The following is a 21,398-nucleotide window of genomic DNA, read 5'->3' as shown; positions in this document are numbered from 1 at the left end:
CGCAGTCCACGGGCACACGCGCATGTTCAAACCCTTACCTGTAGCAATCGGCCTGCGTTACCTGCGCGCAAAGCGCCGTAACGGTTTCATCTCCTTTATCTCCATGGCATCCATTCTCGGCATCGCGCTCGGGGTGACGGTGTTGATCACCACCTTGGCGGTCATGAGCGGCTTCCAGAAGGAGATCCGTGATCGTCTGCTGCAGATGTCCGCGCATGCCACCGTCAGTGCCGACGGCGAGCCGATGAGCAACTGGCAGCATGCAGTGGATGTGGCGATGAAGGATCCGCGCGTCGCCGGCGCCGCTCCATATATCGAGATTCAAGGCATGTTGGCCGGCCCGCGTGTGCAGGGCGCCATCGTGCAGGGCGTCGATCCAGCACAGGAGCCGAAGGTGTCGGTGCTGGGCGAGAAGATGACGAAAGGTTCGCTCGACAGCTTGAAACCGGGTGAATTCAACATTCTGCTGGGCAAGGAACTGGCCATCTGGCTGGGCGTGGACGTGGGTGACAACGTGGTCGCCACGCTGGCCGAAATCCAGGGCACGCCGGTTGGCGCGATGGCGCGCACCAAACGTTTCAAGGTGAGCGGCATTTTCGAGGCCGGCTCCAACGAAGTGGACCGTGGCGTGGCCTTCGTCAACATGAGCGACCTTGAGCGCGTGCTGCGCGTGGACGGCGTGACCGGCGTGCGTTTGAAGATGCACAACATGGACCAGGCCTACACGGTGGCGCGCGATCTGGCGCTCAACCTCAATGGTTACTACCGGGTGAGTGACTGGACCCAGGAAAACGCCAACCTCTATCACTCGTTGAAGATGGAAAAGACGGTGATGGGCATTCTGCTGTCGCTGATCATCGCCATGGGCGCGTTCAACCTGGTGTCCTCGCAGGTGATGCTGGTCACCGACAAGCAGGCCGACATCGCCATCCTGCGTACGCTGGGGCTTACGCCGGGCGGTGTGATGCAGGTGTTCATGGTGCAGGGCACGTTGATTGGTGTGTTCGGCACGATTGCCGGCGTCATTGGTGGCATCACCCTGACGCTCAACCTGGAGCGCATCCTTGGGCTGATCGAATCGGCCTTCAACATCACGCTGCTGCCGGAGGATGTGTACTACATCACCGGCCTGCCGACCGACATGCAGACCAGCGACATCGTCGTCATCACGTTTGTTGCGTTGCTGATGAGCTTTGCAGCCACCTTGTACCCGGCCTGGCGTGCGGCCCGTACCCAGCCGGCAGAGGCGCTGCGTTATGAATGAGAACTCCCCGATGGAAGTGGTGATCAGCGCCGAAGGCCTGGGCAAGACCTACGCCGAAGGCAAGATGCATACGCCGGTGTTTGATGGTTTGGATCTGCGCGTGGAAGCCGGTGAAACCGTGGCCATTGTGGGCGCGTCCGGCGCAGGCAAGAGCACGCTGCTACATCTGCTGGGGGGCTTGGATACGCCAACGGCCGGTGAGGTGTATGTCGCCGGTCACCGCATGTCGGCGCTGTCCGATACCGAGCGCGGCCGGCTGCGCAATCGCTCACTGGGTTTCGTCTACCAGTTCCATCACCTGCTGCCGGAGTTCACCGCACTGGAAAACGTGATGATGCCGGTGATGCTGGGCGGCGCCAATGCGGAGGGCGCCAGCCGCCGCGCCAAGACGCTGCTGGAATCGGTTGGGCTGGGGCATCGGCTTGAGCACAAGCCGGGCGAACTGTCCGGCGGTGAACGCCAGCGTGCGGCAGTCGCGCGCGCACTGGTCAATCAACCAGCCTGCGTGCTGGGCGACGAGCCCACCGGCAACCTGGACGACAAGACCGCTGCGGTTGTGTTTGAACTGATGCTGGAATTGAACCGCGCCCAGCGCACCAGCCTGGTCCTGGTGACGCATGACCGTGGCCTGGCACGCAAGCTGGACCGCGTGTTGGAGCTGCGTGAGGGCCGGCTGCACCAGTTGCAGCGCAACGAGGTCTGAGCACGGCCGTTGCTGCTCACCACATTGCCCTGGAATTCACCCGGGGCGGCGGATGATTGACAGGTTCCCGGCAGTGCCCGGGTTTTCCAGGCCAGGAGGAGTGGTGTCATGAAGAAAGTGCTTCTTGCATTGATGACTGCTGCAGCACTGGTGGGTTGTGCCACGACCGGCAAGTTGAGCAGCGACGAACGGCTGGCGCTGTACCGCGCCCATGCGGGCGCCCCGGTGAAGGATTTCAGGTATTTCGGCTCGCTCAACGGCTGGACCGAACTGGGCGACAGTGCGCTCGCTGTTTGGACCAAACCCAGCGAGGCCTGGTTGTTGAGCCTGAGTGGGCCGTGCCTGGATCTGTCGTTTTCGCCGGCCATCACCGTGACCAACATGATGGGCCAGGTGTCGGCCAAGTTTGACCGGGTAATCGTGCACGGCAGCGGCCCGATGGCGCATGTTCCCTGTCGCATCGACACAATCCAGCCGCTGGACGTGAAGGCGCTGCGGGCGTCGGAGAAGGAACTGCGCGAAGCCAAGGTTTCCGAACGGGCTGCCGATCAGGCTGGCGAGGCGAACTGATTCAAACCCGGCGGAGTGCAGCCAGACGCCGCCGGGGTTTCATTGGTGTTGCCGGGCGCGGCCAGGCACCCCGGTGCCTGCTGTCAGTCCGCGTCCGGTGCGACGTAACCGGCCGGTTTTTCCGCACCGCCGGAGAACAGGTACTTGACCAGTTCCTCCTCCAGGAATGCGCGGTGCTTCGGGTCGCGCGGCGACAGACGGTTCTCGTTGATCAGCATGGTCTGGTGCGCCAGCCATGCCGCCCAGGCCGGCTTGCCGATGTTGGCAAAGATGCGCTGGCCCAGTTCACCGGGGTAGGGCACGAAGTCCAGGCCTTCGGTTTCGCGTTTTTCGTACTGGCAGAAGACGGAACGGGGCATGCGGTAGTCCTGTGGTTTCAATGCGCGTGATGGCGCTCAAGCAGTTTGCGGATGGGGGCGGGCAGGCCGATGTCGTTCAGCTCCGCACGGGAAACCCAGCGCATGTCGGCATTGTCGCCAACCTTTGCACGCAACGCGACCTTGCGCGCATGCAGCGGCTGCAGGTGCAGGCGGTAATGGCTGAAGGTGTGGACGATCAGCGGCAGTTCGTCGGCGTTGTCGTAGTTGCCTTTGATGTTGCCGTCGAACCATTGGCGCATTTCGCCGTCGGTGTCGGCCTGCGGCAGTGTCCACAGCGAGGCCCAGATGCCGGTCGGTGGACGTTTGAGCAGCAGAATGCGGCCCTGCGCATCTTCCAGCAGCAAGGCGGTGGCTTCGCGCTCGGGCAGGGTCTTGCTGGGCTTGGGCGTTGGCAGTGAATCCACCAAACCCTGCGCGTGTGCGACGCAGCTGGAGTGCAGCGGGCACAGGATGCAGGCCGGTTTTGCACGGGTGCACAGCGTGGCACCGAAATCCATCTGCGCCTGCGTGTAGTCGGCCATGCGCCCGCTTGCTACCTGGGCGACGTGTTCGGCAGCCAACGACCACAACTGCTTTTCGATGGCCGGCTGGCCGGGGAAGCCGGCGATGCCGTGATAGCGGGTCAGCACACGTTTGACGTTGCCATCGAGGATCGGGAAGGGCTCGTTCCACGCCTGGCTGAGGATTGCGCCGGCGGTACTGCGGCCGATGCCGGGCAGGGCAAGCAATGCATCGAAGTCGCGTGGCAGGTCGCCGTTGTGCAGCTCCACGCACTGCTTGGCGGCAGCATGCAGATTGCGGGCGCGGGCGTAGTAACCAAGCCCGGCCCAGTTGGCCATCACCGTGTCGTTGTCGGCATTGGCCAGGTCGGCAAGGGTCGGAAAGGCCTGCATGAAACGCAGGAAGTACGGGATGACCGTGGCCACCTGGGTCTGCTGCAGCATGATTTCCGACAGCCAAACCCGGTACGGCGAGCGCGGATGCTGCCAGGGCAGATCGTGGCGGCCGTGCTGGTCGAACCAGGTAAGGAGTTGGCTGGGGAAGTTGGGCATGGGCTCGCGAAGGCCGGCGGCTGTGGTGTTTCTCTTCTCCCGTTTACGGGAGAAGGTGCCCCGCAGGGGCGGATGAGGGGAAGCTTGCTGCGGGTCGTTATCAAGGCGCGTGGCGACGCGTTCTCCATCGCTACGGCGGCAGGACGTTCGAGGCCCCCCTCACCCCAACCCCTCTCCCGCTTGCGGGAGAGGGGCTTTGAGCGCTTAAGCGGCCTGGCTGCCCAGCGCCTGCGGCAGCAGTGCGTCGACGAAGGCTTCCGGGTCGAACACGCGCAGGTCTTCCGGGCGCTCGCCGATGCCGGCAAAACGGATCGGAATGCCGAATTCACGGGCCAGTGCGAACACCACGCCGCCCTTGGCGGTGCCGTCCAGCTTGGTCACCACCAGGCCGGTGACGCCAGCGGCGGCATGGAACTGGCGCAGCTGCGAGAGCGCGTTCTGGCCGGTGGTGCCGTCGATGACCATCAACACTTCGTGCGGTGCGGTGTCGTCGATCTTGCCCAGTACGCGGCGGATCTTGCTCAGCTCGTTCATCAAGCCGGTCTGCGTATGCAGGCGGCCGGCGGTGTCGGCGATCAGCACGCTGGTGCCGCGTGCCTTGCCGGCCTGCAGTGCATCAAATGCCACCGAGGCGGCGTCGGCGTTCTGGCCCTGCGCGACCACGGCTACGCCATTGCGTTCGCCCCATATCTGCAGCTGTGCCACCGCAGCGGCACGGAAGGTGTCGCCAGCGGCCAGCATCAGGCTATGGCCTTGATCCTTGAAGCGCTTGGCCAGCTTGCCGATGGTGGTGGTCTTGCCGACGCCGTTGACGCCGACGGTGAGGATCACGAACGGCTTGGCGGCGGGGTCGATGACCAGCGGCTTGGCCACCGGCTGCAGCAGGGCGATCAGATCGGCACGCAATGCCGCAAGCAGTGCGTTGGCGTCGGCGAATTCGCGCGACTTCATGCGCTTGCGCAGGTCTTCGATCAACGCCGTGGTAGCCGGCACGCCGACGTCAGCGGTGATCAGTGCGGTTTCGATCTCGTCGAGCAGGTCGTCGTCGAGTTTGGGGTTGCGCGAGAACAGGCCCCCAAAGCTGCGGGCGAAGGTGCTGTTGCGCAGGCGCTCGCGCCAGCCGAGCTTGCCGGAGGCAGCGGCCGGGGCGGCGTTGGCGGGAATGAGTGCATCGTCGGCTTCTGCCGTTGCTGCCGTTTGCGCCGGAATGACCTCAGCAACCAGGGGGACGACAGGTGCTGGCGCGATGATTGCGGGCTGCGCTTCTGCCTGGGGGGCAGGCGCGGCTTCAACGACTTCAATCGTGGTTTGGACCTCGGCCACGGCTTGCGGCGCTTCAATCACCGCTTCGGCGACGACCGGGGCGGGCGAGGGTTCTTCCTGCACGACGCTGCTGGCAGCAGGCGTTGTTTCGACGACAGGCTCGGCAGCCAGCGTTTCAACGGCCGGCGGTGTGAACGCTTCGCTGAGGTCGACCTGCGCTGCGGCCTCGGACGGGGCTTTCGGGAACGCGGCGGCCAGCTCTTCCGCGCTCAGCGTGGACGGCTTTGCAGCCTGTTGGGCGTCGTCGGTCTTTTTGCGGCGGAAAAAGCTGAACATGGAAGGAAATGGCCTGAAATCAGCTGCATATGCTAACACCGGCGGTATGGCAGCCGCGGGTGGAGCAATGCGGTAGGAGCGACCGCGGTCGCGAAGCCATGGAACGTCCCCGAGGCGCTTTACGTACCCGGGACGTCCGGGTTTGCAGGTTTCGCGGCCGAGGCCGCTCCTACGGGTGTTGCGGCGGTAGGAGCGACCTTGGTCGCGATGCTGTGAAGCGTCCCGGCTACGCTGCGAGCGCACCGGGATGCATTCCGGCCATGTCGTCAGGCCGACAGTTCCAGCAGCAGCTTGTTGAGGCGGCGCACGTAACCGGCCGGGTCCTTCAGGCTGTCGCCGGCGGCCAGTGCGGCCTGGTCGAACAACACATGGGCCAGGTCGTTGAAACGGTCCATGTCGGCTTCCGCATCCAGCTTTTCGATCAGCGGGTGGGCCGGGTTGAACTCGAATACCGGCTTGCTGTCCGGCACCTTCTGGCCGCTGGCTTCCAGGATCTGGCGCATCTGCAGGCCCAGGTCCTGCTCACCGATGGCCAGGATGGCCGGCGAATCGGTCAGGCGGTGCGAGACGCGCACTTCGGCGACGTCTTCGCCCAGCGCGGTCTTCAGGCGCGTGACCAGGGCTTCCTTGGTCTTGGCGACTTCTTCCTGCGCCTTCTTGTCTTCCTCGGTTTCCAGCTTGCCCAGGTCCAGGTCGCCGCGCGCGATGTCGACGAACGACTTGCCGTCGAACTCGTTGAGATAGCTCATCAGCCATTCGTCGATGCGGTCGGTCATCAGCAGCACTTCGATGCCCTTCTTGCGGAACACCTCCAGATGCGGGCTGTCCTTGACCTGCTGGAAGCTCTCGCCGGTCAGGTAATAGATCTTGTCCTGGCCTTCGATCATGCGGCCGACGTAATCGGCCAGCGCCACGCTTTGCTCGCCGCTGCCGTCATGGGTGGAGGTGAAGCGCAACAGGCCGGCGATCTTCTCGCGGTTGTTGAAGTCCTCCGCCGGGCCTTCCTTCAGCACCTGGCCGAAGTTCTTCCAGAAGCCTGCGTACTGTTCCGGTTGGTCCTTGGCCAGCTTTTCCAGCATGTCCAGCGAACGCTTGGTCAGCGCCGACTTCATCGAATCGATCACCGGGCCGGACTGCAGGATTTCGCGCGACACGTTCAGCGGCAGGTCGTTGGAATCGACCACGCCCTTGATGAAACGCAGGTACAGCGGCAGGAACTGCTCGGCCTGGTCCATGATGAAAACACGCTGCACATAGAGCTTCAGGCCCTTGGGCGCGTCGCGGTGGTACAGGTCGAACGGGGCGCGGCCGGGCGTGTACAGCAGCGAGGTGTATTCCAGCTTGCCCTCGACCTTGTTGTGGGTCCAGGCCAGCGGGTCGGTCGGGTCGTGCGCGATGTGCTTGTAGAACTCCTTGTATTCCTCGTCCTTGATCTCGGACTTGGAACGGGTCCACAGCGCGTTGGCGCGGTTGACGGTTTCCCATTCCGGCGCGGCTGGCTTGTCGGCGTCCTCGCCGTGGTGTTCCTTCTGCAGCTCGATCGGCAGGCCGATATGGTCGGAGTATTTCTTGATCAGGCTGCGCAGCTGCCAGCCGTCGGTATAGCTGTCTTCGCCTTCCTTCAGGTGCAGTACGATGCGGGTGCCGCGCTCGGGCTTGTCGATGGTTTCCACCTCGAACTCGCCTTCGCCCTTGGACGACCAATGCACGCCCTCGCTGGCCGGCAGGCCGGCACGGCGGCTGTACACGTCAACCTGGTCGGCAACGATGAAGGCCGAATAGAAGCCCACGCCGAACTGGCCGATCAGGTTGGAGTCCTTCTTCTGGTCGCCGGACAGGTTCTTCAGGAATTCGGCGGTACCGGACTTGGCGATGGTGCCCAGGTGGGCGATGGCTTCATCGCGGCTCAGGCCGATGCCGTTGTCGTCGATGGTCAGGGTGCGCGCGGCCGGGTCGGCCTCGATGCGGATGCGCAGCTCGCCGTTGCCTTCCAGCAGGTCCGGCTGGGTCAGCGCCTCGAAGCGCAGCTTGTCGCTGGCGTCGGCGGCGTTGGAGACCAGCTCGCGCAGGAAGATTTCCTTGTTCGAGTACAGCGAGTGGATCATCAGGTGCAGCAGCTGCTTCACCTCGGTCTGGAACCCGCGGGTTTCCTTGTGGCTTTGTGCGTTCATCGGTCGGTCGTGCTCCGTGGCTGACGTGCCGCGCCCAGCGCGGCGGCTGACACAGGGGTAGGGGTGAACCGGCTGATTTCAAGGTGTGCCCAGCGCGGTGGGGCGCTGGTCTATCATTTGCGGCCTGTTCCGATTGCTACCGGGTGTCTTGCGGATGTCGTTGATTTGCCAGCTTTTGTTGAAGGCTTTGCCGGGCGTGGCGGCATGAGCCGCAGGTCGGGTGGTGCGCCGGCAGGCACCGGCCAGGTCCGCATCATTGGCGGGCGCTGGCGCAATACGCGGCTGGAAGTGCCGCAGTTGCAGGGCCTGCGGCCCACCAGCGACCGTGTCCGCGAGACCTTGTTCAACTGGCTGATGTCCAAATTGCCCGGTGCACGGGTGCTGGACCTGTTCGCCGGCAGCGGTGCGCTGGGCCTGGAGGCAGTGTCGCGTGGCGCGGCGTCGGCGCAGATGGTCGAGCGCGATCCGGCGCTGGTGGCAGCGCTGCGCGGGGTGGTCGGCAAGTTGGGCGCAGCCGCGCAGGTGCAGGTGGCGCAGGGCGATGCGGTGCAGTGGCTGGACACTGCTGCACCTGCACAGGCCGACCTGGTGTTCCTGGATCCGCCTTTTTCCGCCGGGCTGTGGGAGCAGGTGATTGAACGGCTGCCGCGTCATCTGGCCCCTGACGCCTGGCTTTACGTGGAGGCGCCGTCGGGGGCCGCGCTGCGATTGCCGGCCTGCTGGAGCCTTCACCGCGAGGGAAGTACCCGCGATGTCAGCTATGCCCTGTATCGACAAGCCGCTGCTACACTTCGCGGCGACATGAACGCGACTGAACCCGCATGACCACAGCCAATCGCCGCATTGCCGTTTATCCGGGCACGTTCGACCCGATCACCAACGGTCATATCGACCTGGTGAACCGGGCCGCACCGTTGTTCGAGAAGGTGGTGGTGGGCGTGGCGCAGAGTCCTTCCAAGGGCCCGACGCTGCCGCTGGAACTGCGCGTGTCGTTGGCCGTGGAAGCGCTGAAGCACCACGACAACGTGGAAGTGGTCGGGTTTGACACCCTGCTGGCCCATTTCGTGCGTGCCTGCCACGGCGGCGTGTTGTTGCGTGGGCTGCGCGCGGTGTCCGATTTTGAATATGAGTTCCAGATGGCGAGCATGAACCGGCATCTGATTCCGGAGGTCGAGACGCTGTTCCTGACCCCGGCCGAACAGCACAGTTTCATTTCCTCCTCATTGGTGCGTGAGATCGCCCGGCTGGGGGGCGATGTGTCCGGTTTCGTGCCGGCTGCCGTGCTGGAAGCGCTGCGTAAGGCCCGCGAAGCTCGCGCGGGCAAGTGAATCATCCGAACAGCTGTACAGAACCTCAAAAGGGAGAAGAAACATGAAGAACACGATGCGCGTGATGCTTGCCGCTTCGATGGTGCTGGCCTTCGCGGCCTGCAAGAAGGAAGAGGCCGCTCCGGTGGCCGAAGCCCAGCAGGCGCTGGTCGCCCCGGCCAAGGATGACGATGCGGGCTGGAAGAAGTACCTGCAGGCCGTGGCCGTGCAGAACATGGGCACCATCACCGCCAGCCCGTTCCTGTACTACCTGCCGCCGGAGTCGGACCCGGAGTTCGCCGCCAAGTACGAGCGCCAGGTCGAGAGCGCCACGCAGGCCATCGGCCGTGGCATCCAGCCGGGCAACATGCTGGCTTTCGGTTCCTCGGCCTCGGCCAAGATGGCCGACATGATCGAAGCCGCGTTCAAGGGCGTGCAGGCTGATTCGATGAAGAATGTGCGCGTGGTGTTCATCGGCGATGCCGCCGACAACGCCCGTGTGCAGACCATCGTCCAGCCGACCGGCGCCGACTACATCTTCGTCGAAGCCAAGTGACGCAATGGCGCGTGGCCGCATGCGGCCACGCCTTTGCCATTGCGTCATCCCCGCGAAGGCGGGGATCGGTTGCTCTGGCTTCGGCTTCGGCTGTTGCCACAGCGTCATCCCCGCGCAGGCGGGGATCGGTTGCTCTGGCTTGTGTCGTTGAATGATCCCCGCGAAAGCGGGGTTCGGATGGGGCCGCACAGCGGCCCTGTCCTGCTTTTCAAGGCTGTTGTAGGAGCGGCTTCAGCCGCGAAGCTGGTAGCGCTACCGGCCCCGGCCATATGCAATTGCAGGTAATTCCTTGTCGGAACCATTGTCAGCTTCGCGGCTGAAGCCGCTCCTACGAAGCGTTACAGTGCCGGTTGAAACGCCCGCCCCGACGGGAAGGCAGTAATCATGTCCCTCAAAATCAATGAGCTCTGCGTCAACTGCGACGTCTGTGAGCCCGCCTGCCCGAATCAGGCCATTTCCATGGGCGAGACGATCTACGTGATCGACCCGGCCCGTTGTACCGAGTGCGTCGGCCATTTCGATGAGCCGCAATGCGTGGTGGTGTGCCCTGTGGAGTGCATCGACCCGGACCCGGACATCCCCGAAACCCAGGATCAGTTGCTGGCCAAACTGCATGGCCTGCAGCGCGATCACCCCGAACTTTACGAACCGGAGAATCCGTCGGCATGAAGATCCTTGCCCGTTCCTTGATGTTGTTTGCGCTGGTGATAACACCGGCTGCGTGGGCGGCCGATGCGCCGCAGGCACGCGCTACGCACCCGGATGGCGCGGTGATTGCCAGCGGTCACTCGCTGGCTACCGATGCCGGCATGGAAATCCTTGCCAAGGGCGGCAATGCCTTTGACGCCGCCGTGGCGGTGTCCTCGACGCTGGCGGTGGTCGAGCCGATCAGCTCCGGCCTGGGCGGCGGCGGTTTCTTCCTGCTGCACGACGCCAAGACCGGCAAGGACCTGATGCTGGATGCGCGCGAAACCGCGCCGGAGTCGGCCACGCCGGAGCAGTTCCTGGACAAGAAGGGCGAGCTGGACCGTGACCGCTCGGTCAACGGCCCGTGGTCGGCCGGCATCCCCGGTTTGCCGGCGGCGCTGGTGCAGCTGGCGCGCGAACATGGCCGCCTGCCACTGACCGATTCGTTGGCGCCGGCCATCCGCGTCGCCACCGATGGCTTCCCGGTTTACGCGCGCATGGCGCGTGGTTACGCCTCACGCCGCGAAGTGATGGAGCGCTACCCCGGGACGCGCGAGGTGTACCTGCGCAATGGTCGCCCGATCGCCGAGGGCGACATCTTCAAGCAGCCGGAGCTGGCACATACGCTGCAGCTGCTGGCCGACAACGGCTTTGACGGTTTCTACCGTGGCGAGACCGGCCGCAAGCTGTTGGCAGGCGTGAAGCAGGCCGGTGGCCGTTGGACTGCCGAGGAACTGGCTGGTTACACGGTCAAGACCCGCGAGCCCATCGTCTTCAACTACCGCGACTGGAAGATCACCACTGCTTCGCCGCCGTCCTCCGGTGGCATTGCGCTGGCCGCGATGCTGCAGATTCTGGAAGGCTGGGACCTGAGCAAGATGGACCCGGCGCACCGTACCCACCTGGTGGTGGAGGCGATGCGCCGCGCCTATCGCGACCGCACCTTCTTCCTGGGCGACCCGGACTTTGTCGACATCCCGCAGAAGGTGCTGACCAGCCGCGATTACGCACAGGGCCTGCGTGCCACCATCCATCCGGAAAAGGCCACGCCCAGCGATATGCTGTCGGGCAACCCGACGCCGCTGGAAGATGACGAGACCACGCATTTCTCGATCATCGACAGCGAGGGCAACCGCGTCGGCGGCACCCAGACGGTGAACCTGCTGTACGGCTCGGGGTTGATCCCGGCCGGCACCGGCGTGCTGCTCAACAACGAGATGGACGACTTTGCGCTCAAGCCCGGCACCCCGAATGCATTCGGGGTGATGGGCTATGCCGCCAATGCGCCGAAGAAGGGCAAGCGCATGCTCAGCTCGATGACCCCGACGTTCATGGAGAGCGCGGACAAGGTCGTGGTGATTGGTACGCCGGGCGGCAGTCGCATCATCACGATGGTGCTGCTGGGCATCCTGGGTTACGACGATGGCCTGACCGCGCAGCAGGTGGCCGCGTTGCCGCGCTATCACCACCAGTGGCTGCCGGACCTGATTGAAGCCGAAGACGGCGCGTTCGACGCAGACACCATCAAACAGCTACAGGCGATGGGCCACAAGATCGACCTGCCGGGCGATACCGCCGCTGGCGGCCGTGGTTCCAGCCATGTGTGGGGCAACCTGCAGACGGTGGAATGGGATCGCGCCAGCAACACGCTTTACGGCGGCAGCGATCCACGCAACCCCGTGGGCAGTGCCCGGGTGGTAACGCCGGAAAAGGCCAACTGAAAGTGATTGATGAAAACCCCGCTTTCGAGCGGGGTTTTTGTTTGTGCGCTCCAATTTTCTGTAGAGCCGAGCCATGCTCGGCTGAAGCATTCTTCAGAAAGTCTCTGCCGAGCATGGCTCGGCACTACCGGGCGCCACCGGCAACTGAAAATCTGATGTGCCGTTCAGATGCGAAAGCGAATGATGGAAAGGTGTCACCGCAGGGGGAGTGTCAATGGCCTTGTGATTGTCGAATGCCCAGCAAACATTCCGTTCCATTTATCGGCGCAGGTGTCAATAAACCGGCGTTCCAGAATTGCGAATATTTAACGCTCGCCGGGTAGAATTTTTCATATGAAACTTTGGTCGATCCGCGGTAACTCGCAAAAGCTCGATGGCGGCGCAATGTTCGGCAATGCTCCCAAGGCATTGTGGGAAAAATGGTCGCCGTCGGATGATCTCAATCGTATTGAACTGGCTTGCCGGGCCTTGCTGGCCAGCCCGCTGAGCGGCAAGACGGTCCTGTTTGAAACGGGTATCGGCGCCTTCTTCGAGCCGAAGATGCGCGAGCGCTTCGGAGTGCAGGAGCCGCGCCATATCCTGATGGATTCCCTGCGCGAAGCCGGTTTCGAGCATGAGGACATCGACGTGGTTGTGCTCAGTCACCTGCACTTCGACCATGCCGGCGGCCTGCTGGCGCCGTGGTCGGAAGGGCGCGGACCGGAGTTGCTGTTTCCCAATGCCACTTTCGTGGTCGGCGCCGAGCATTGGGAGCGGGCCCGTCATCCGCATCCACGTGACCGGGCCAGTTTCATCCCCGAGCTGCCGGGCTTGCTGGAAGCCAGCGGGCGCCTGGAAGTGGTGGCCGGGCAGTACTCAAAGGCATTGGGAGAGTCGGTGCGTTTCAGCTACAGCGACGGCCATACACCGGGCCTGATGCTGGCTGAAATTGTTGGCCCGGAGCGGGTCAACGGGCAGCCGCGCGGTGGCGTGGTGTTCTGCGCCGACCTGATTCCGGGGCGCTCCTGGGTGCATGTGCCCATCACCATGGGTTACGACCGCAATGCCGAGCTGCTTATCGACGAGAAGCGCGCCTTCCTCGAAGACAAGCTGGCGCGCAATGTCCATCTGTTCTTCACCCACGACCCGGAATGCGCGATGGCGCAGGTGGTGCGCGATGACAAGGGCCGGTTCGGCACCGCCCACGAAGTGACCGAACTGAAGGCGCGCACGCTGGCGGCCTGAGCTGACCTGCGGCACTGAAAAAAACTGACTTCCGGCACTGAATTGCAGGGTCGCCGGAGAGGACATTGACGCCATCCTTTGATGCGGAGTCGATGCCTTGAACATGTCCTGCCTGATTCGCCGCGCGGCTTTCTTTGCCCTGTTGCTGGTGCCCTCCGCCGCCGCGCTGGCGGCGCCCAGCCGGGTGGAGCCGCTGCAGGTGGACCCGCAGCGTTCCACCACGATGGCGGTCTGGGAGCCGGCGCAGGTGCGTGGCGTTGTGCTGTTTTCCACCGGCCACGGTGCCTGGCCCGAGCGCTACGAGCGCCTGTTCCAGTCCTGGGTGGAGGCCGGCTTTGTGGTGCTGGCGCCCGTCCATGTGGATTCGATGAAGTACCCCGAGCGCGACAGGTTCACCCTGCAGCAGAGCCTGGGGGAGCGTTTCAGCGACATGCGTGCCACCCGTGCCTATGCGACGGCGCATTGGCCGGGCAAGCCGATGGCCGCGGCCGGGCACAGCCTGGGCACGCTGATATCGGCCACGCTGGGTGGCGCGCTGGCAACGCTGGGGCCGCTGCGTGATCCGTCCGTGGTCGCGGTGCTGGGCTTCTCATCGCCGGGGAAGATTCCTGGGCTGGTCGGGCCGGACGCCTACACCTCGCTGGCGGTCCCGCTGATGGTGGTCACGGGCGACAAGGACGTGGTGCCGGGCTTTGTGAGCAACCCGGCTGATCATCTTTATGCGGTGGAGTCCGCGCCGGCCGGCGACAAGACCGGCGTGGTGCTGGCCGGTGGCGGCCATGACCTGATCGGCGGTGAGCCGGAGGCGTTGTTCGAGCGGGCGCGGCAGCTGGGGACGGCGTTCCTGCAGGCGGAGCTGCTGGATGATCCGCAGGCCCGGGCCGTGCTGGCACAACCCGCACCTGCCGACGAACAGTGGCTGCGCCGTTGACAACGGTGCGAACGGCAACCTTGCCCCCGCAGTTGCGGGGGGCAGGGCAAAGGCATCAGCCGACGCGGGTACCGAAGATGCGGTCACCGGCATCGCCAAGGCCCGGCAGGATGTAAGCCTTGTCGTTGAGGCGTTCGTCGTTGGCGGCGGTGTAGATCTCAACGTCCGGAGGGGCGGCTTCCACCGCCTGCAGGCCTTCCGGGGCGGCGACCAGGAAAATGCCCTTGATGCGGCGGGCGCCGGCGCGCTTGAGCATGTCGATGGTGGCGATCAGGGTGCCGCCGGTGGCCAGCATGGGGTCCAGGATCAGGGCGTCGCGCTCTTCCAGACGGCCGGTCAGGCGCTCGAAATAGGGCACCGGCTGCAGGGTTTCTTCATCACGCTGCAGGCCGACCACGCTCACGCGGGCGGCAGGGATCAGCGACAACACGCCGGTCAGCATGCCCAGCCCGGCGCGCAGGATCGGCACCACGGTGATCTTGGCGCCGGCAATGCGCTGCACCTGCACCGGGCCGGCCCAGCCCGCGGTGGTGTGGGTCTCGGTGTCCAGGTCGGCGGTGGCCTCGTAGGCCAGCAGGGTGCCCAGTTCGTTGACCACCTCGCGGAAATCCTTGGTGCTCATGGCCGCATCGCGGAGCAGGCCGATCTTGTGCTGGACCAGGGGGTGACGGACTTCGACGATTTTCATGGTGGAGGTGCTACTGAGGAGATACGACAGTTTGCCGTAGGGCTTCTGTACTCGGCCAGTACAACGCCGAAATATTCCCGCCGCCGCGCTGTCATGGCGGTGCAACCCAACGGACATAACGTGCGCACCCATCTTTTACATGGTTCCGGGGGCAAGCGTGCGCAAGAGCGTGTTGGTGGTGGCGGTGACGACGGCGGTGGCCTGCATGGCCGCCGTGCCGGCAGGGGCGCAGCAGGTGGCCCCGGATGGTTCGGCGGTGGCTGCCGCAGCCGCTGGCGCGGTGGATCTGGAGCGCATCGAAGTGCGCGCGCAGCTGGAAGCGCAGATCCGTGCGGTGGAGCTCAAGCGCGATGCCAACGGCATCCAGGACGGCGTTGCATCCGATTCCATGGGCGACTACCCCGACATGAACGTGGCCGAATCGCTGCAGCGCCTGCCGGGCGTCAGCGTCACCCGCGACCAGGGCGAGGGCCGCTTCGTGGTGGTGCGTGGTCTGGACGCGGCGCTCAACAGTGTCAGCATCGACGGCATCGCGGTGGGCACCCCGGAGGACTCTTCGCGCGGCGCGCCGCTGGACGTGATTCCCACCGATTCCACCGAACGCCTGCGGGTGGTCAAGTCGGCGACCCCAGACATGCCCGGCGATGCCATCGGCGGCAGCGTGGTGGTGGAATCGGCCTCGGCCTTCGACCGTGACGGCCGCTCGCTGAAAGGCAAGATCGAAGCCAGCCATCAGCAGCTGTCTAGTGAAACCAGCCCCAAGGCGGCGTTCAACTACAGCGAAGTGTTCAACGACACCTTCGGCGTGGCGCTGGGCGTGAACTACCAGAAGCGCACGTTCGAGTCCGACAACACCGAAGTGGCCTACGACACGTACGACAAGAAGAAGCCGGACGACCTGGTCGCCACCGAGATCCAGCGCCGCAAATACACCATCGAACGTGAGCGCGCCGGTGCCAACCTCAATTTCGACTGGCGCCCGGATGCTGACAACCGCTATTACCTGCGCACGCTCTACAGCCGTTTCGACGATGCCGAGACCCGCCAGCGCACCGTGTTTGGCCTGGAAGACGGCAGCATCAGCGCGCTGGGCGGCAACCGCTACCAGGTGGATGAACTGCCGGCCGATGCGATCAGCAAGCGCATGCGCTATCGCACCAAGGAAGAGGACACCTTTGCCGCCAGCATCGGCGGCGAGAACCGCCTGACCAATGCCGTGCTCGACTACCGCCTGGGTTACACCAAGACCCGCGAGCGCGTGAACGACGAAATGGAAACGCGTTTCAAGCACACCGGCGGCGACCTGTCGGCAACCATCGACCAGAACAGCGGCATCCCGGGCCTGAGCCTGAGCAATGACCGCTGGATGGACAGCGCCAACTACAAATTCGACCGCGTCATTCTTGCGCCCAAGCAGGTGGACGACAGCGAGCGCAGCGCGCAGGTCAACATCCGCTTTGACGGTGACCATGCAAGCTACAAGTTCGGCCTGCTCGGCCGCTGGCGCGAGCGTGCGGTCAACGTGGACGAAGCCGAGCTGCGCAAGGGCCCGGCGGTGGATCTGACGAGCTGGAATGGCGAGACGCTCGACCATCGCGGTGGTCCGTTGGGGCAGGGCATGAGCTCGGCGGCGATGCGCAGGTGGTGGGCCGCCAATGGCAGCCTGTACAGCGCACGTCCGCAGGAGGTTGCGGGCAACGTGATGACCTCGCTGGAAGAGGACTACACCGCCAACGAAGACATCCTTGCCGCCTACGCGATGGGTACCTGGGACATTGGCGCGCTGCGTGTGATCGGTGGTGTGCGCGTGGAGAACACCCAGTTCGATGCCACCGGCAACCAGGTGGATATCGACGCCGATGGCGAGAACGCAGTTGTCACGCCGCGCACGGCCAGCAACAGCTACACCAATGTGCTGCCGGGCCTGCACCTGCGCTATGACACCAGCAACAACTGGGTGCTGCGCGGCTCGGCCAACAAGACCGTGGCACGGCCATCCTTTGGTGATGTATCGCCACGCCTGGGCGTGAACCGTGATGACGAGGAAGTGCGCATCGGCAACCCGATGCTCGACCCGTATGAATCCACCAACCTGGATTTCTCGTTCGAGCGCTACCTGGGCGACAGCGGCATCGTCTCGCTGGGCCTGTTCAACAAGTCCATCGACGGCTACATCGTGGAAACCATCACCGATGAAGATGCCGAATATCCTGGCTTCGACGTGACCCGTTCGATCAATGGCGACAAGGCCAAGGTATTTGGTGCCGAGTTCAATTGGCAGCAGCAGTTGGCGTTCCTGCCGGGTGCATGGTCGGGCCTGCTGGTCGGCGCGAGTGGCACCTGGCTGGACACCGATTACGACCCCGGCCTTGCCGGCCGCGAGAACGATGACTTCACCCTGCCGCGTGCGTCCAAGCATGTGTACAGCGCGCATGTCGGCTACGAATGGGCGGGCTTCAGCACGCGCCTGGCCGGTGTGTACCGCAGTGAATACCTGGACACCATCGGCAAGAGCAGTGCCTACGACATCTACGTCGCGCCGCACACACAGCTGGATTTCAGCCTGGACTACAAGTTCAGCAAGCGCATGAGTGTGTACTTCGAGGCTTCCAACCTGCTCGACGAGCCGCTTGAGCTGTACCAGGGCGTGCGTTCGCGCACGTTGCAGAACGAAGAATACGGCCGCACCTACGCCGTCGGCCTGAAGGTGGCACTGTGAGAGCCGCGCTGCTGGGCGCCGCCGTCGCGCTGGCGCTGACGGCTTGCCAACCCGCCCCCAGAACCGCGCATCCGCCAAGCGCGGAAGACATCGCCGAAGGCGCCGCGCCGGTACGTGCGGTGCGGGTGAGCGAGGCGTTCCTGACACCGATGACGCCGGCCGACAACATCGACTCGCCGGCAAGCTGGCGCGCGCCGGATGGTCAGCTGTGGCTGATTGCCACGGCCAAGGCCACCGACAAGCTGGTGGTCTATGACGGCCAGACCGGCAAGCGCCAGCGTGACGTGGGCAGCACCGGCACCGCGCCGGGCCAGTTTGATCGCCCCAACGGCATTGCGGTGAGCGGCGACCTGTTGTTCATCGTTGAACGCGACAACCACCGTGTGCAGGTGCTGCAGCTGCCGGATTTCACGCCGCTGGGCGTGTTTGCCGCGGGCGATCTGCGCAAGCCATACGGCCTGTGGGTGAATCCGGCGAACGGGGGCTACGACGTCTACGTCACCGATTCGTACGACGACGGTGAGGATGCGGCCGGCAATGACATCCTGCCGGCGCTGGAGCGTTTGAACGAACGTGTGCGCCGCTACCACGTCAACGTTGACGGCAGTGGTGTAAAGGCCGAACTGGTACGCAGCATCGGTGACACCACGCCGAAGGGCGCACTGCGGGTGGTCGAGTCGATCTGGGGCGACCCGGCCAATGATCGCCTGATGGTGGCCGAGGAAGACGAAACCTACGCCAGCGAGTTCAAGGTGTACACGCTGGCCGGCGACTTCACCGGCACCACGTTCGGCAATGGCATGTTCAAGGCGCAGGCTGAAGGCGTGATGCTGCGTACCTGCGGCGAGGGTGGCTGGTGGATCACCACCGAGCAGGGCAAGGACCGCAGTGTGTTCCATCTGTTTGACCGCAGGACGCTGGCGCCGGTGGGCGCGTTCCATGGCAACACGGTGGCCAACACCGACGGCATCTGGAACAGCCAGCAGTCATCGGCGCGCTTCCCGCAGGGGGCGTTGTATGCGGTGCATGACGACCAGGGCGTGGTTGCGTTTGATTGGCGCGATATCGCCAAGGCCTTGTCGCTGCCGCAGGACTGCGCGCTGTGAGGTTCAGGGGTAGGAGGCAGTGGCTGCTGTTGGCAGCCATGGTGACGGCGGCCGGAGCGATGGGGGTCGCTCCGGCCGCGGAGCCGAACACGCAGGTGCCGGCGGGGAGCCGGCATTACGCGGCGACCGGGTTCCCGGACCGCGTCGTGGCCTCGCCCGCACAGGATGCGGCCACGGGCTTTGGGGTGGCGTGGCGTACATCGGTGCTTGCTGCGTCGCCGCTGCTGGAATTGGCCGTTGCCGGTGATTCACCGGACATGGGCAAGGTGCGGCAGATAACCGCGCGCAGCCGTCAGCTGCAGAGCGAGAACGGGACCTCGCAACATCACCGCGCCGAGATCGACGGACTGCAGCCGGACACGCTGTACGCGTATCGCGTGCAGGGGCAGGGCACCTGGAGCGCGTGGCATCATTTCCGCACTGCCGGTGCTGCGGGGCAACCGCTGACGCTGCTGTATTTCGGTGATACGCAGAACAAGAACCTCAGCCACGTCAGCCGGGTGATCCGCCAGGGCTGGCAGACCGCGCCAGACGCACGCCTGGCACTGTTTGCCGGTGACCTGGTCAGCGGCGGCGATGGTGAGGATGACAGTGAGTGGGGCGAGTGGTTTGCAGCCGGCGGCTGGTTGCTGCCTGGCATGGCGGTCGCACCGGCGGCGGGCAACCACGAGTACTTCGAGGAGTTCGAGGACACGCCGCAGGAGCGTCGCGTGCTCGGCGGGCATTGGCCGGTGACTTTCGCGCTGCCGGGCAACGGTGCACCGGCCACCGCCGATACCACCTATTGGTTTGACTACCAGGGCGTGCGCGTGGTGATCCTGGATGGCACCTCGGCATTGGACCTGGGCACCGCGCAGGCACAGGCGCAGTGGCTGGAAGGCGTGCTGGCGGGCAACCGGCAGCCGTGGAACATCGTGGTGGTGCACCAGCCGCTGTATCCGCTGCGTGCCGAGCGCGACACCTCGGTGCTGACCACGCAGATTCGCCCGGTGCTGCAGAAGCATCAGGTTGATCTGGTGCTGCAGGGCCACGACCATACCTATGGCCGTCGTGCCGATGACAATGCAGCGCTGCCGCAGTACATCTCGTCGGTGGCCGGGCCCAAGCAGTACCGCTTGTCGGCGCAGGCGCGGGCGACGATGCAGCCGGTGGCCGAGGACACGCAGTTGTTCCAGGTGCTACATGTCGACGGCAAGCAGCTGCGCTATGAAGCACGTACCGCAACTGGGCGCCTGTATGACGCTTTTCAGATCAACCGCGACGAAAACGGCGGCAAGCGCTTTGAAGAGCTGCGCGAGGGCCGCATTCCACAGCGTGATTGCCCACGGCCGGTGTCACCCAAGGGCCGCGATGACCGTTGCTGGGAATGACCACCATGCCCGGGGAATGCAAATGAAACTGCGGGTCATCGCTATGGCGTTGTGCCTGCTGCCGGGTGCAGCAGGTGCGACAGGGCCGGTGCTGCATCCGTTCACGTTGGCGCAACCGGCCAACGCACCGGACGAAGTGCTGTTGACGGTGGAAATACCGGCCGGTGGCGCCGTCAAGTACGAAATGGGTGAGAGCGGTGAGTTGCGGGTGGATCGCTTCTTGTCCATGCCGGTTGCCTACCCGGCCAACTATGGCTCGATGCCACGCACCCTGGCCGGCGATGGTGATCCGCTGGATGCACTGGTGTTGACGCGCTTTCCCGTGCAGCCCGGTGCGGTGATCCGTTTCCGCCCCTTGGGCGTGCTGCGCATGGTGGACCGTGGCCAGGCGGATGAAAAGATCGTCGGCGTGCCGGTGGATGCGGTCGATCCGACCTACCGTGACCTGCGCAGCCTGGAGGATCTTCCGGCAATGGAGCGGCAGCGCGTCGAGGCGTTCTTCCGCGTCTACAAGCAATTGCCCGAGGGCGGCGACATCCAGCTCAATGGCTGGGGAGACGCCGCCGAGGCGCGGCAGATCATCCGCCGGGCGCTGCAGCAGTACCCGCAGAAGCGGCCTTGAGGCTGGCGGGAACCTGACCGAAGCGAGGGCCGTTTCACGGCAGGAATTCAGCCAAGCACCTATACTCCGGACGGTCGCCGAGTGCTGGGGAGTTGCTGCGGTGGAGCTGGCCGGGCTGTTTTTCCCGGTTCTGGTGACGGCACGCTGCAGATTCCAGGTAACGGCGAAAACCCCATTCATCATCCCGGCGGAAATGGCGCGGGATGGTCATCACGGAGGATAGTCATGCGAGCAGGCAAGGTTTTGGTGAGGGTTGGCGCGGTGATGTTGCTGGCCGCGGTTTCCTGGGGTGCAACGGCGCAACAGGCGCCGCTGCAGGAGGAACTGGTCAACCCGAGCGAAGTGGTGTTCGAGGGCGGGCAGGCGTACGCCGATGCCGGTGGTGGCCGACTGGAACGCCTGCACAGCCGCAAGCAGGGCGGCGAGACCATTTACTACCGCATGGTTCGTTATGACGACGAAGGCGGTTATGTCGGCAACGACGGCGGCGCCGTTGCCTTGCAGGGTGTAGGCAGCACGGGATCGCTGGGCGCCACGCCCTATCGCTATTACGGCAACGGCAACCTGTCGCGTCCGGATTTCTACAACAGCCCGTACAACCGCGACGCGCGCCAGCGCTATTGGGGGCCGGGCTACTTCGGCAGCTGCAGCCGTTATGACGGTTGCCGCGAGGTGCAGTACGTGCCGCTGGTGCCGGTTGTGCCGTACTACCGCTCGGGTTACTGAGC

The 21,398-nt window shown here is 64.7% G+C and carries 20 protein-coding genes; 15 read left to right on the top strand and 5 right to left on the bottom strand.

Annotated features, from left to right (window positions below):
* Positions 1 to 22: 22 nt before the first annotated feature.
* The 3 genes from ACVOLO_RS01220 to ACVOLO_RS01210 all read left to right on the top strand — a co-directional run bounded on the left by ACVOLO_RS01220 (position 23) and on the right by ACVOLO_RS01210 (position 2,537).
* On the top strand, positions 23 to 1,264 hold the full coding sequence (locus ACVOLO_RS01220) for a lipoprotein-releasing ABC transporter permease subunit (RefSeq protein WP_481568444.1): 1,242 nt from the start codon (positions 23 to 25) through the stop codon (positions 1,262 to 1,264).
* A complete protein-coding gene (lolD, locus tag ACVOLO_RS01215) occupies positions 1,257 to 1,967 on the top strand; it encodes a lipoprotein-releasing ABC transporter ATP-binding protein LolD (protein ID WP_481568443.1) in 711 nt (236 codons plus the stop codon). Before ACVOLO_RS01220 ends, lolD begins: the two co-directional genes overlap by 8 nt.
* A gap of 108 nt (positions 1,968 to 2,075) precedes the next feature.
* Positions 2,076 to 2,537 (top strand): DUF6491 family protein, encoded by a 462-nt coding sequence (locus ACVOLO_RS01210; RefSeq protein ID WP_481568442.1) that lies wholly within the window; start codon positions 2,076 to 2,078, stop codon positions 2,535 to 2,537.
* 83 nt (positions 2,538 to 2,620) lie between these two features.
* Here the strand turns inward: ACVOLO_RS01210 and ACVOLO_RS01205 are convergent, their stop codons facing one another.
* The 4 genes from ACVOLO_RS01205 to htpG all read right to left on the bottom strand — a co-directional run bounded on the left by ACVOLO_RS01205 (position 2,621) and on the right by htpG (position 7,739).
* On the bottom strand, positions 2,621 to 2,896 hold the full coding sequence (locus tag ACVOLO_RS01205; RefSeq protein ID WP_481568441.1) for an oxidative damage protection protein: 276 nt from the start codon (positions 2,894 to 2,896) through the stop codon (positions 2,621 to 2,623).
* Positions 2,897 to 2,913: 17 nt separating this feature from the next.
* Entirely contained in the window at positions 2,914 to 3,969 is a 1,056-nt protein-coding gene (mutY, locus tag ACVOLO_RS01200; RefSeq protein WP_481568440.1) for an A/G-specific adenine glycosylase, read from the bottom strand.
* Between the two features lie 204 nt (positions 3,970 to 4,173).
* Entirely contained in the window at positions 4,174 to 5,568 is a 1,395-nt protein-coding gene (gene ftsY, locus ACVOLO_RS01195) for a signal recognition particle-docking protein FtsY (RefSeq protein WP_481568439.1), read from the bottom strand.
* A 266-nt stretch (positions 5,569 to 5,834) separates the two neighbouring features.
* The gene (htpG, locus tag ACVOLO_RS01190) at positions 5,835 to 7,739 is read right to left on the bottom strand and encodes a molecular chaperone HtpG (protein ID WP_481568438.1); all 1,905 of its coding nucleotides are present in this window, start codon (positions 7,737 to 7,739) and stop codon (positions 5,835 to 5,837) included.
* A 204-nt stretch (positions 7,740 to 7,943) separates the two neighbouring features.
* Here htpG and rsmD point away from each other — a divergent pair, with 204 nt between their 5' ends.
* The 7 genes from rsmD to ACVOLO_RS01155 all read left to right on the top strand — a co-directional run bounded on the left by rsmD (position 7,944) and on the right by ACVOLO_RS01155 (position 14,165).
* The gene (rsmD, locus tag ACVOLO_RS01185) at positions 7,944 to 8,564 is read left to right on the top strand and encodes a 16S rRNA (guanine(966)-N(2))-methyltransferase RsmD (protein WP_481568437.1); all 621 of its coding nucleotides are present in this window, start codon (positions 7,944 to 7,946) and stop codon (positions 8,562 to 8,564) included.
* Positions 8,561 to 9,067 (top strand): pantetheine-phosphate adenylyltransferase, encoded by a 507-nt coding sequence (coaD, locus tag ACVOLO_RS01180; RefSeq protein WP_481568436.1) that lies wholly within the window; start codon positions 8,561 to 8,563, stop codon positions 9,065 to 9,067. The genes rsmD and coaD overlap by 4 nt, the downstream gene beginning before the upstream one ends.
* A gap of 43 nt (positions 9,068 to 9,110) precedes the next feature.
* Positions 9,111 to 9,602: a hypothetical protein gene (locus ACVOLO_RS01175; protein WP_481568435.1), complete on the top strand. Its 492-nt coding sequence runs from the start codon at positions 9,111 to 9,113 to the stop codon at positions 9,600 to 9,602.
* A 384-nt stretch (positions 9,603 to 9,986) separates the two neighbouring features.
* Positions 9,987 to 10,271, top strand: a complete 285-nt coding sequence (locus ACVOLO_RS01170; protein ID WP_057631846.1) for a YfhL family 4Fe-4S dicluster ferredoxin — start codon at positions 9,987 to 9,989, stop codon at positions 10,269 to 10,271.
* Entirely contained in the window at positions 10,268 to 12,010 is a 1,743-nt protein-coding gene (gene ggt / locus ACVOLO_RS01165; protein ID WP_481568434.1) for a gamma-glutamyltransferase, read from the top strand. The genes ACVOLO_RS01170 and ggt overlap by 4 nt, the downstream gene beginning before the upstream one ends.
* Before the next feature lie 333 nt (positions 12,011 to 12,343).
* The gene (locus tag ACVOLO_RS01160; RefSeq protein ID WP_481568433.1) at positions 12,344 to 13,234 is read left to right on the top strand and encodes an MBL fold metallo-hydrolase; all 891 of its coding nucleotides are present in this window, start codon (positions 12,344 to 12,346) and stop codon (positions 13,232 to 13,234) included.
* A gap of 103 nt (positions 13,235 to 13,337) precedes the next feature.
* Positions 13,338 to 14,165, top strand: coding sequence for an alpha/beta hydrolase family protein (locus tag ACVOLO_RS01155; protein ID WP_481568432.1), 828 nt, complete (start codon positions 13,338 to 13,340; stop codon positions 14,163 to 14,165).
* A 55-nt stretch (positions 14,166 to 14,220) separates the two neighbouring features.
* Here ACVOLO_RS01155 and upp read toward each other — a convergent pair whose 3' ends face one another.
* Positions 14,221 to 14,853, bottom strand: a complete 633-nt coding sequence (gene upp / locus ACVOLO_RS01150) for a uracil phosphoribosyltransferase (protein WP_481568431.1) — start codon at positions 14,851 to 14,853, stop codon at positions 14,221 to 14,223.
* Between the two features lie 205 nt (positions 14,854 to 15,058).
* Here upp and ACVOLO_RS01145 point away from each other — a divergent pair, with 205 nt between their 5' ends.
* The 5 genes from ACVOLO_RS01145 to ACVOLO_RS01125 all read left to right on the top strand — a co-directional run bounded on the left by ACVOLO_RS01145 (position 15,059) and on the right by ACVOLO_RS01125 (position 21,396).
* A complete protein-coding gene (locus ACVOLO_RS01145; protein ID WP_481568492.1) occupies positions 15,059 to 17,572 on the top strand; it encodes a TonB-dependent receptor in 2,514 nt (837 codons plus the stop codon).
* Positions 17,569 to 18,678: a phytase gene (locus ACVOLO_RS01140; RefSeq protein ID WP_481568430.1), complete on the top strand. Its 1,110-nt coding sequence runs from the start codon at positions 17,569 to 17,571 to the stop codon at positions 18,676 to 18,678. The genes ACVOLO_RS01145 and ACVOLO_RS01140 overlap by 4 nt, the downstream gene beginning before the upstream one ends.
* A gap of 38 nt (positions 18,679 to 18,716) precedes the next feature.
* Positions 18,717 to 20,048, top strand: a complete 1,332-nt coding sequence (locus ACVOLO_RS01135; RefSeq protein ID WP_481568491.1) for a purple acid phosphatase family protein — start codon at positions 18,717 to 18,719, stop codon at positions 20,046 to 20,048.
* A 22-nt stretch (positions 20,049 to 20,070) separates the two neighbouring features.
* Positions 20,071 to 20,670, top strand: a complete 600-nt coding sequence (locus ACVOLO_RS01130; protein WP_481568429.1) for an inorganic diphosphatase — start codon at positions 20,071 to 20,073, stop codon at positions 20,668 to 20,670.
* Between the two features lie 225 nt (positions 20,671 to 20,895).
* On the top strand, positions 20,896 to 21,396 hold the full coding sequence (locus ACVOLO_RS01125) for a hypothetical protein (RefSeq protein WP_481568428.1): 501 nt from the start codon (positions 20,896 to 20,898) through the stop codon (positions 21,394 to 21,396).
* The last annotated feature ends 2 nt before the right edge of the window (positions 21,397 to 21,398 follow it).

Source organism: Stenotrophomonas sp. STEN056 (genome assembly GCF_056759635.1).
The sequence above is the reverse complement of the archived record's forward strand: the minus strand, read 5'-3'. Positions and strand labels throughout refer to the sequence as shown.

Bases quoted from the DNA above. Each gene is read 5' to 3' on its own strand.
- ACVOLO_RS01175 (WP_481568435.1), top strand. From the start codon at position 9,111: ATGAAGAACACGATGCGCGTGATGCTTGCCGCTTCGATGGTGCTGGCC.
- ACVOLO_RS01130 (WP_481568429.1), top strand. From the start codon at position 20,071: ATGAAACTGCGGGTCATCGCTATGGCGTTGTGCCTGCTGCCGGGTGCA.
- lolD (WP_481568443.1), top strand. From the start codon at position 1,257: ATGAATGAGAACTCCCCGATGGAAGTGGTGATCAGCGCCGAAGGCCTG.
- ACVOLO_RS01135 (WP_481568491.1), top strand. From the start codon at position 18,717: ATGGTGACGGCGGCCGGAGCGATGGGGGTCGCTCCGGCCGCGGAGCCG.
- upp (WP_481568431.1), bottom strand. From the start codon at position 14,853: ATGAAAATCGTCGAAGTCCGTCACCCCCTGGTCCAGCACAAGATCGGC.
- ACVOLO_RS01160 (WP_481568433.1), top strand. From the start codon at position 12,344: ATGAAACTTTGGTCGATCCGCGGTAACTCGCAAAAGCTCGATGGCGGC.
- ACVOLO_RS01170 (WP_057631846.1), top strand. From the start codon at position 9,987: ATGTCCCTCAAAATCAATGAGCTCTGCGTCAACTGCGACGTCTGTGAG.
- ACVOLO_RS01220 (WP_481568444.1), top strand. From the start codon at position 23: ATGTTCAAACCCTTACCTGTAGCAATCGGCCTGCGTTACCTGCGCGCA.
- htpG (WP_481568438.1), bottom strand. From the start codon at position 7,739: ATGAACGCACAAAGCCACAAGGAAACCCGCGGGTTCCAGACCGAGGTG.
- coaD (WP_481568436.1), top strand. From the start codon at position 8,561: ATGACCACAGCCAATCGCCGCATTGCCGTTTATCCGGGCACGTTCGAC.
- ftsY (WP_481568439.1), bottom strand. From the start codon at position 5,568: ATGTTCAGCTTTTTCCGCCGCAAAAAGACCGACGACGCCCAACAGGCT.
- ACVOLO_RS01125 (WP_481568428.1), top strand. From the start codon at position 20,896: ATGCGAGCAGGCAAGGTTTTGGTGAGGGTTGGCGCGGTGATGTTGCTG.
- ACVOLO_RS01210 (WP_481568442.1), top strand. From the start codon at position 2,076: ATGAAGAAAGTGCTTCTTGCATTGATGACTGCTGCAGCACTGGTGGGT.
- mutY (WP_481568440.1), bottom strand. From the start codon at position 3,969: ATGCCCAACTTCCCCAGCCAACTCCTTACCTGGTTCGACCAGCACGGC.
- ACVOLO_RS01205 (WP_481568441.1), bottom strand. From the start codon at position 2,896: ATGCCCCGTTCCGTCTTCTGCCAGTACGAAAAACGCGAAACCGAAGGC.
- ggt (WP_481568434.1), top strand. From the start codon at position 10,268: ATGAAGATCCTTGCCCGTTCCTTGATGTTGTTTGCGCTGGTGATAACA.
- ACVOLO_RS01145 (WP_481568492.1), top strand. From the start codon at position 15,059: ATGGCCGCCGTGCCGGCAGGGGCGCAGCAGGTGGCCCCGGATGGTTCG.
- ACVOLO_RS01155 (WP_481568432.1), top strand. From the start codon at position 13,338: ATGTCCTGCCTGATTCGCCGCGCGGCTTTCTTTGCCCTGTTGCTGGTG.
- rsmD (WP_481568437.1), top strand. From the start codon at position 7,944: ATGAGCCGCAGGTCGGGTGGTGCGCCGGCAGGCACCGGCCAGGTCCGC.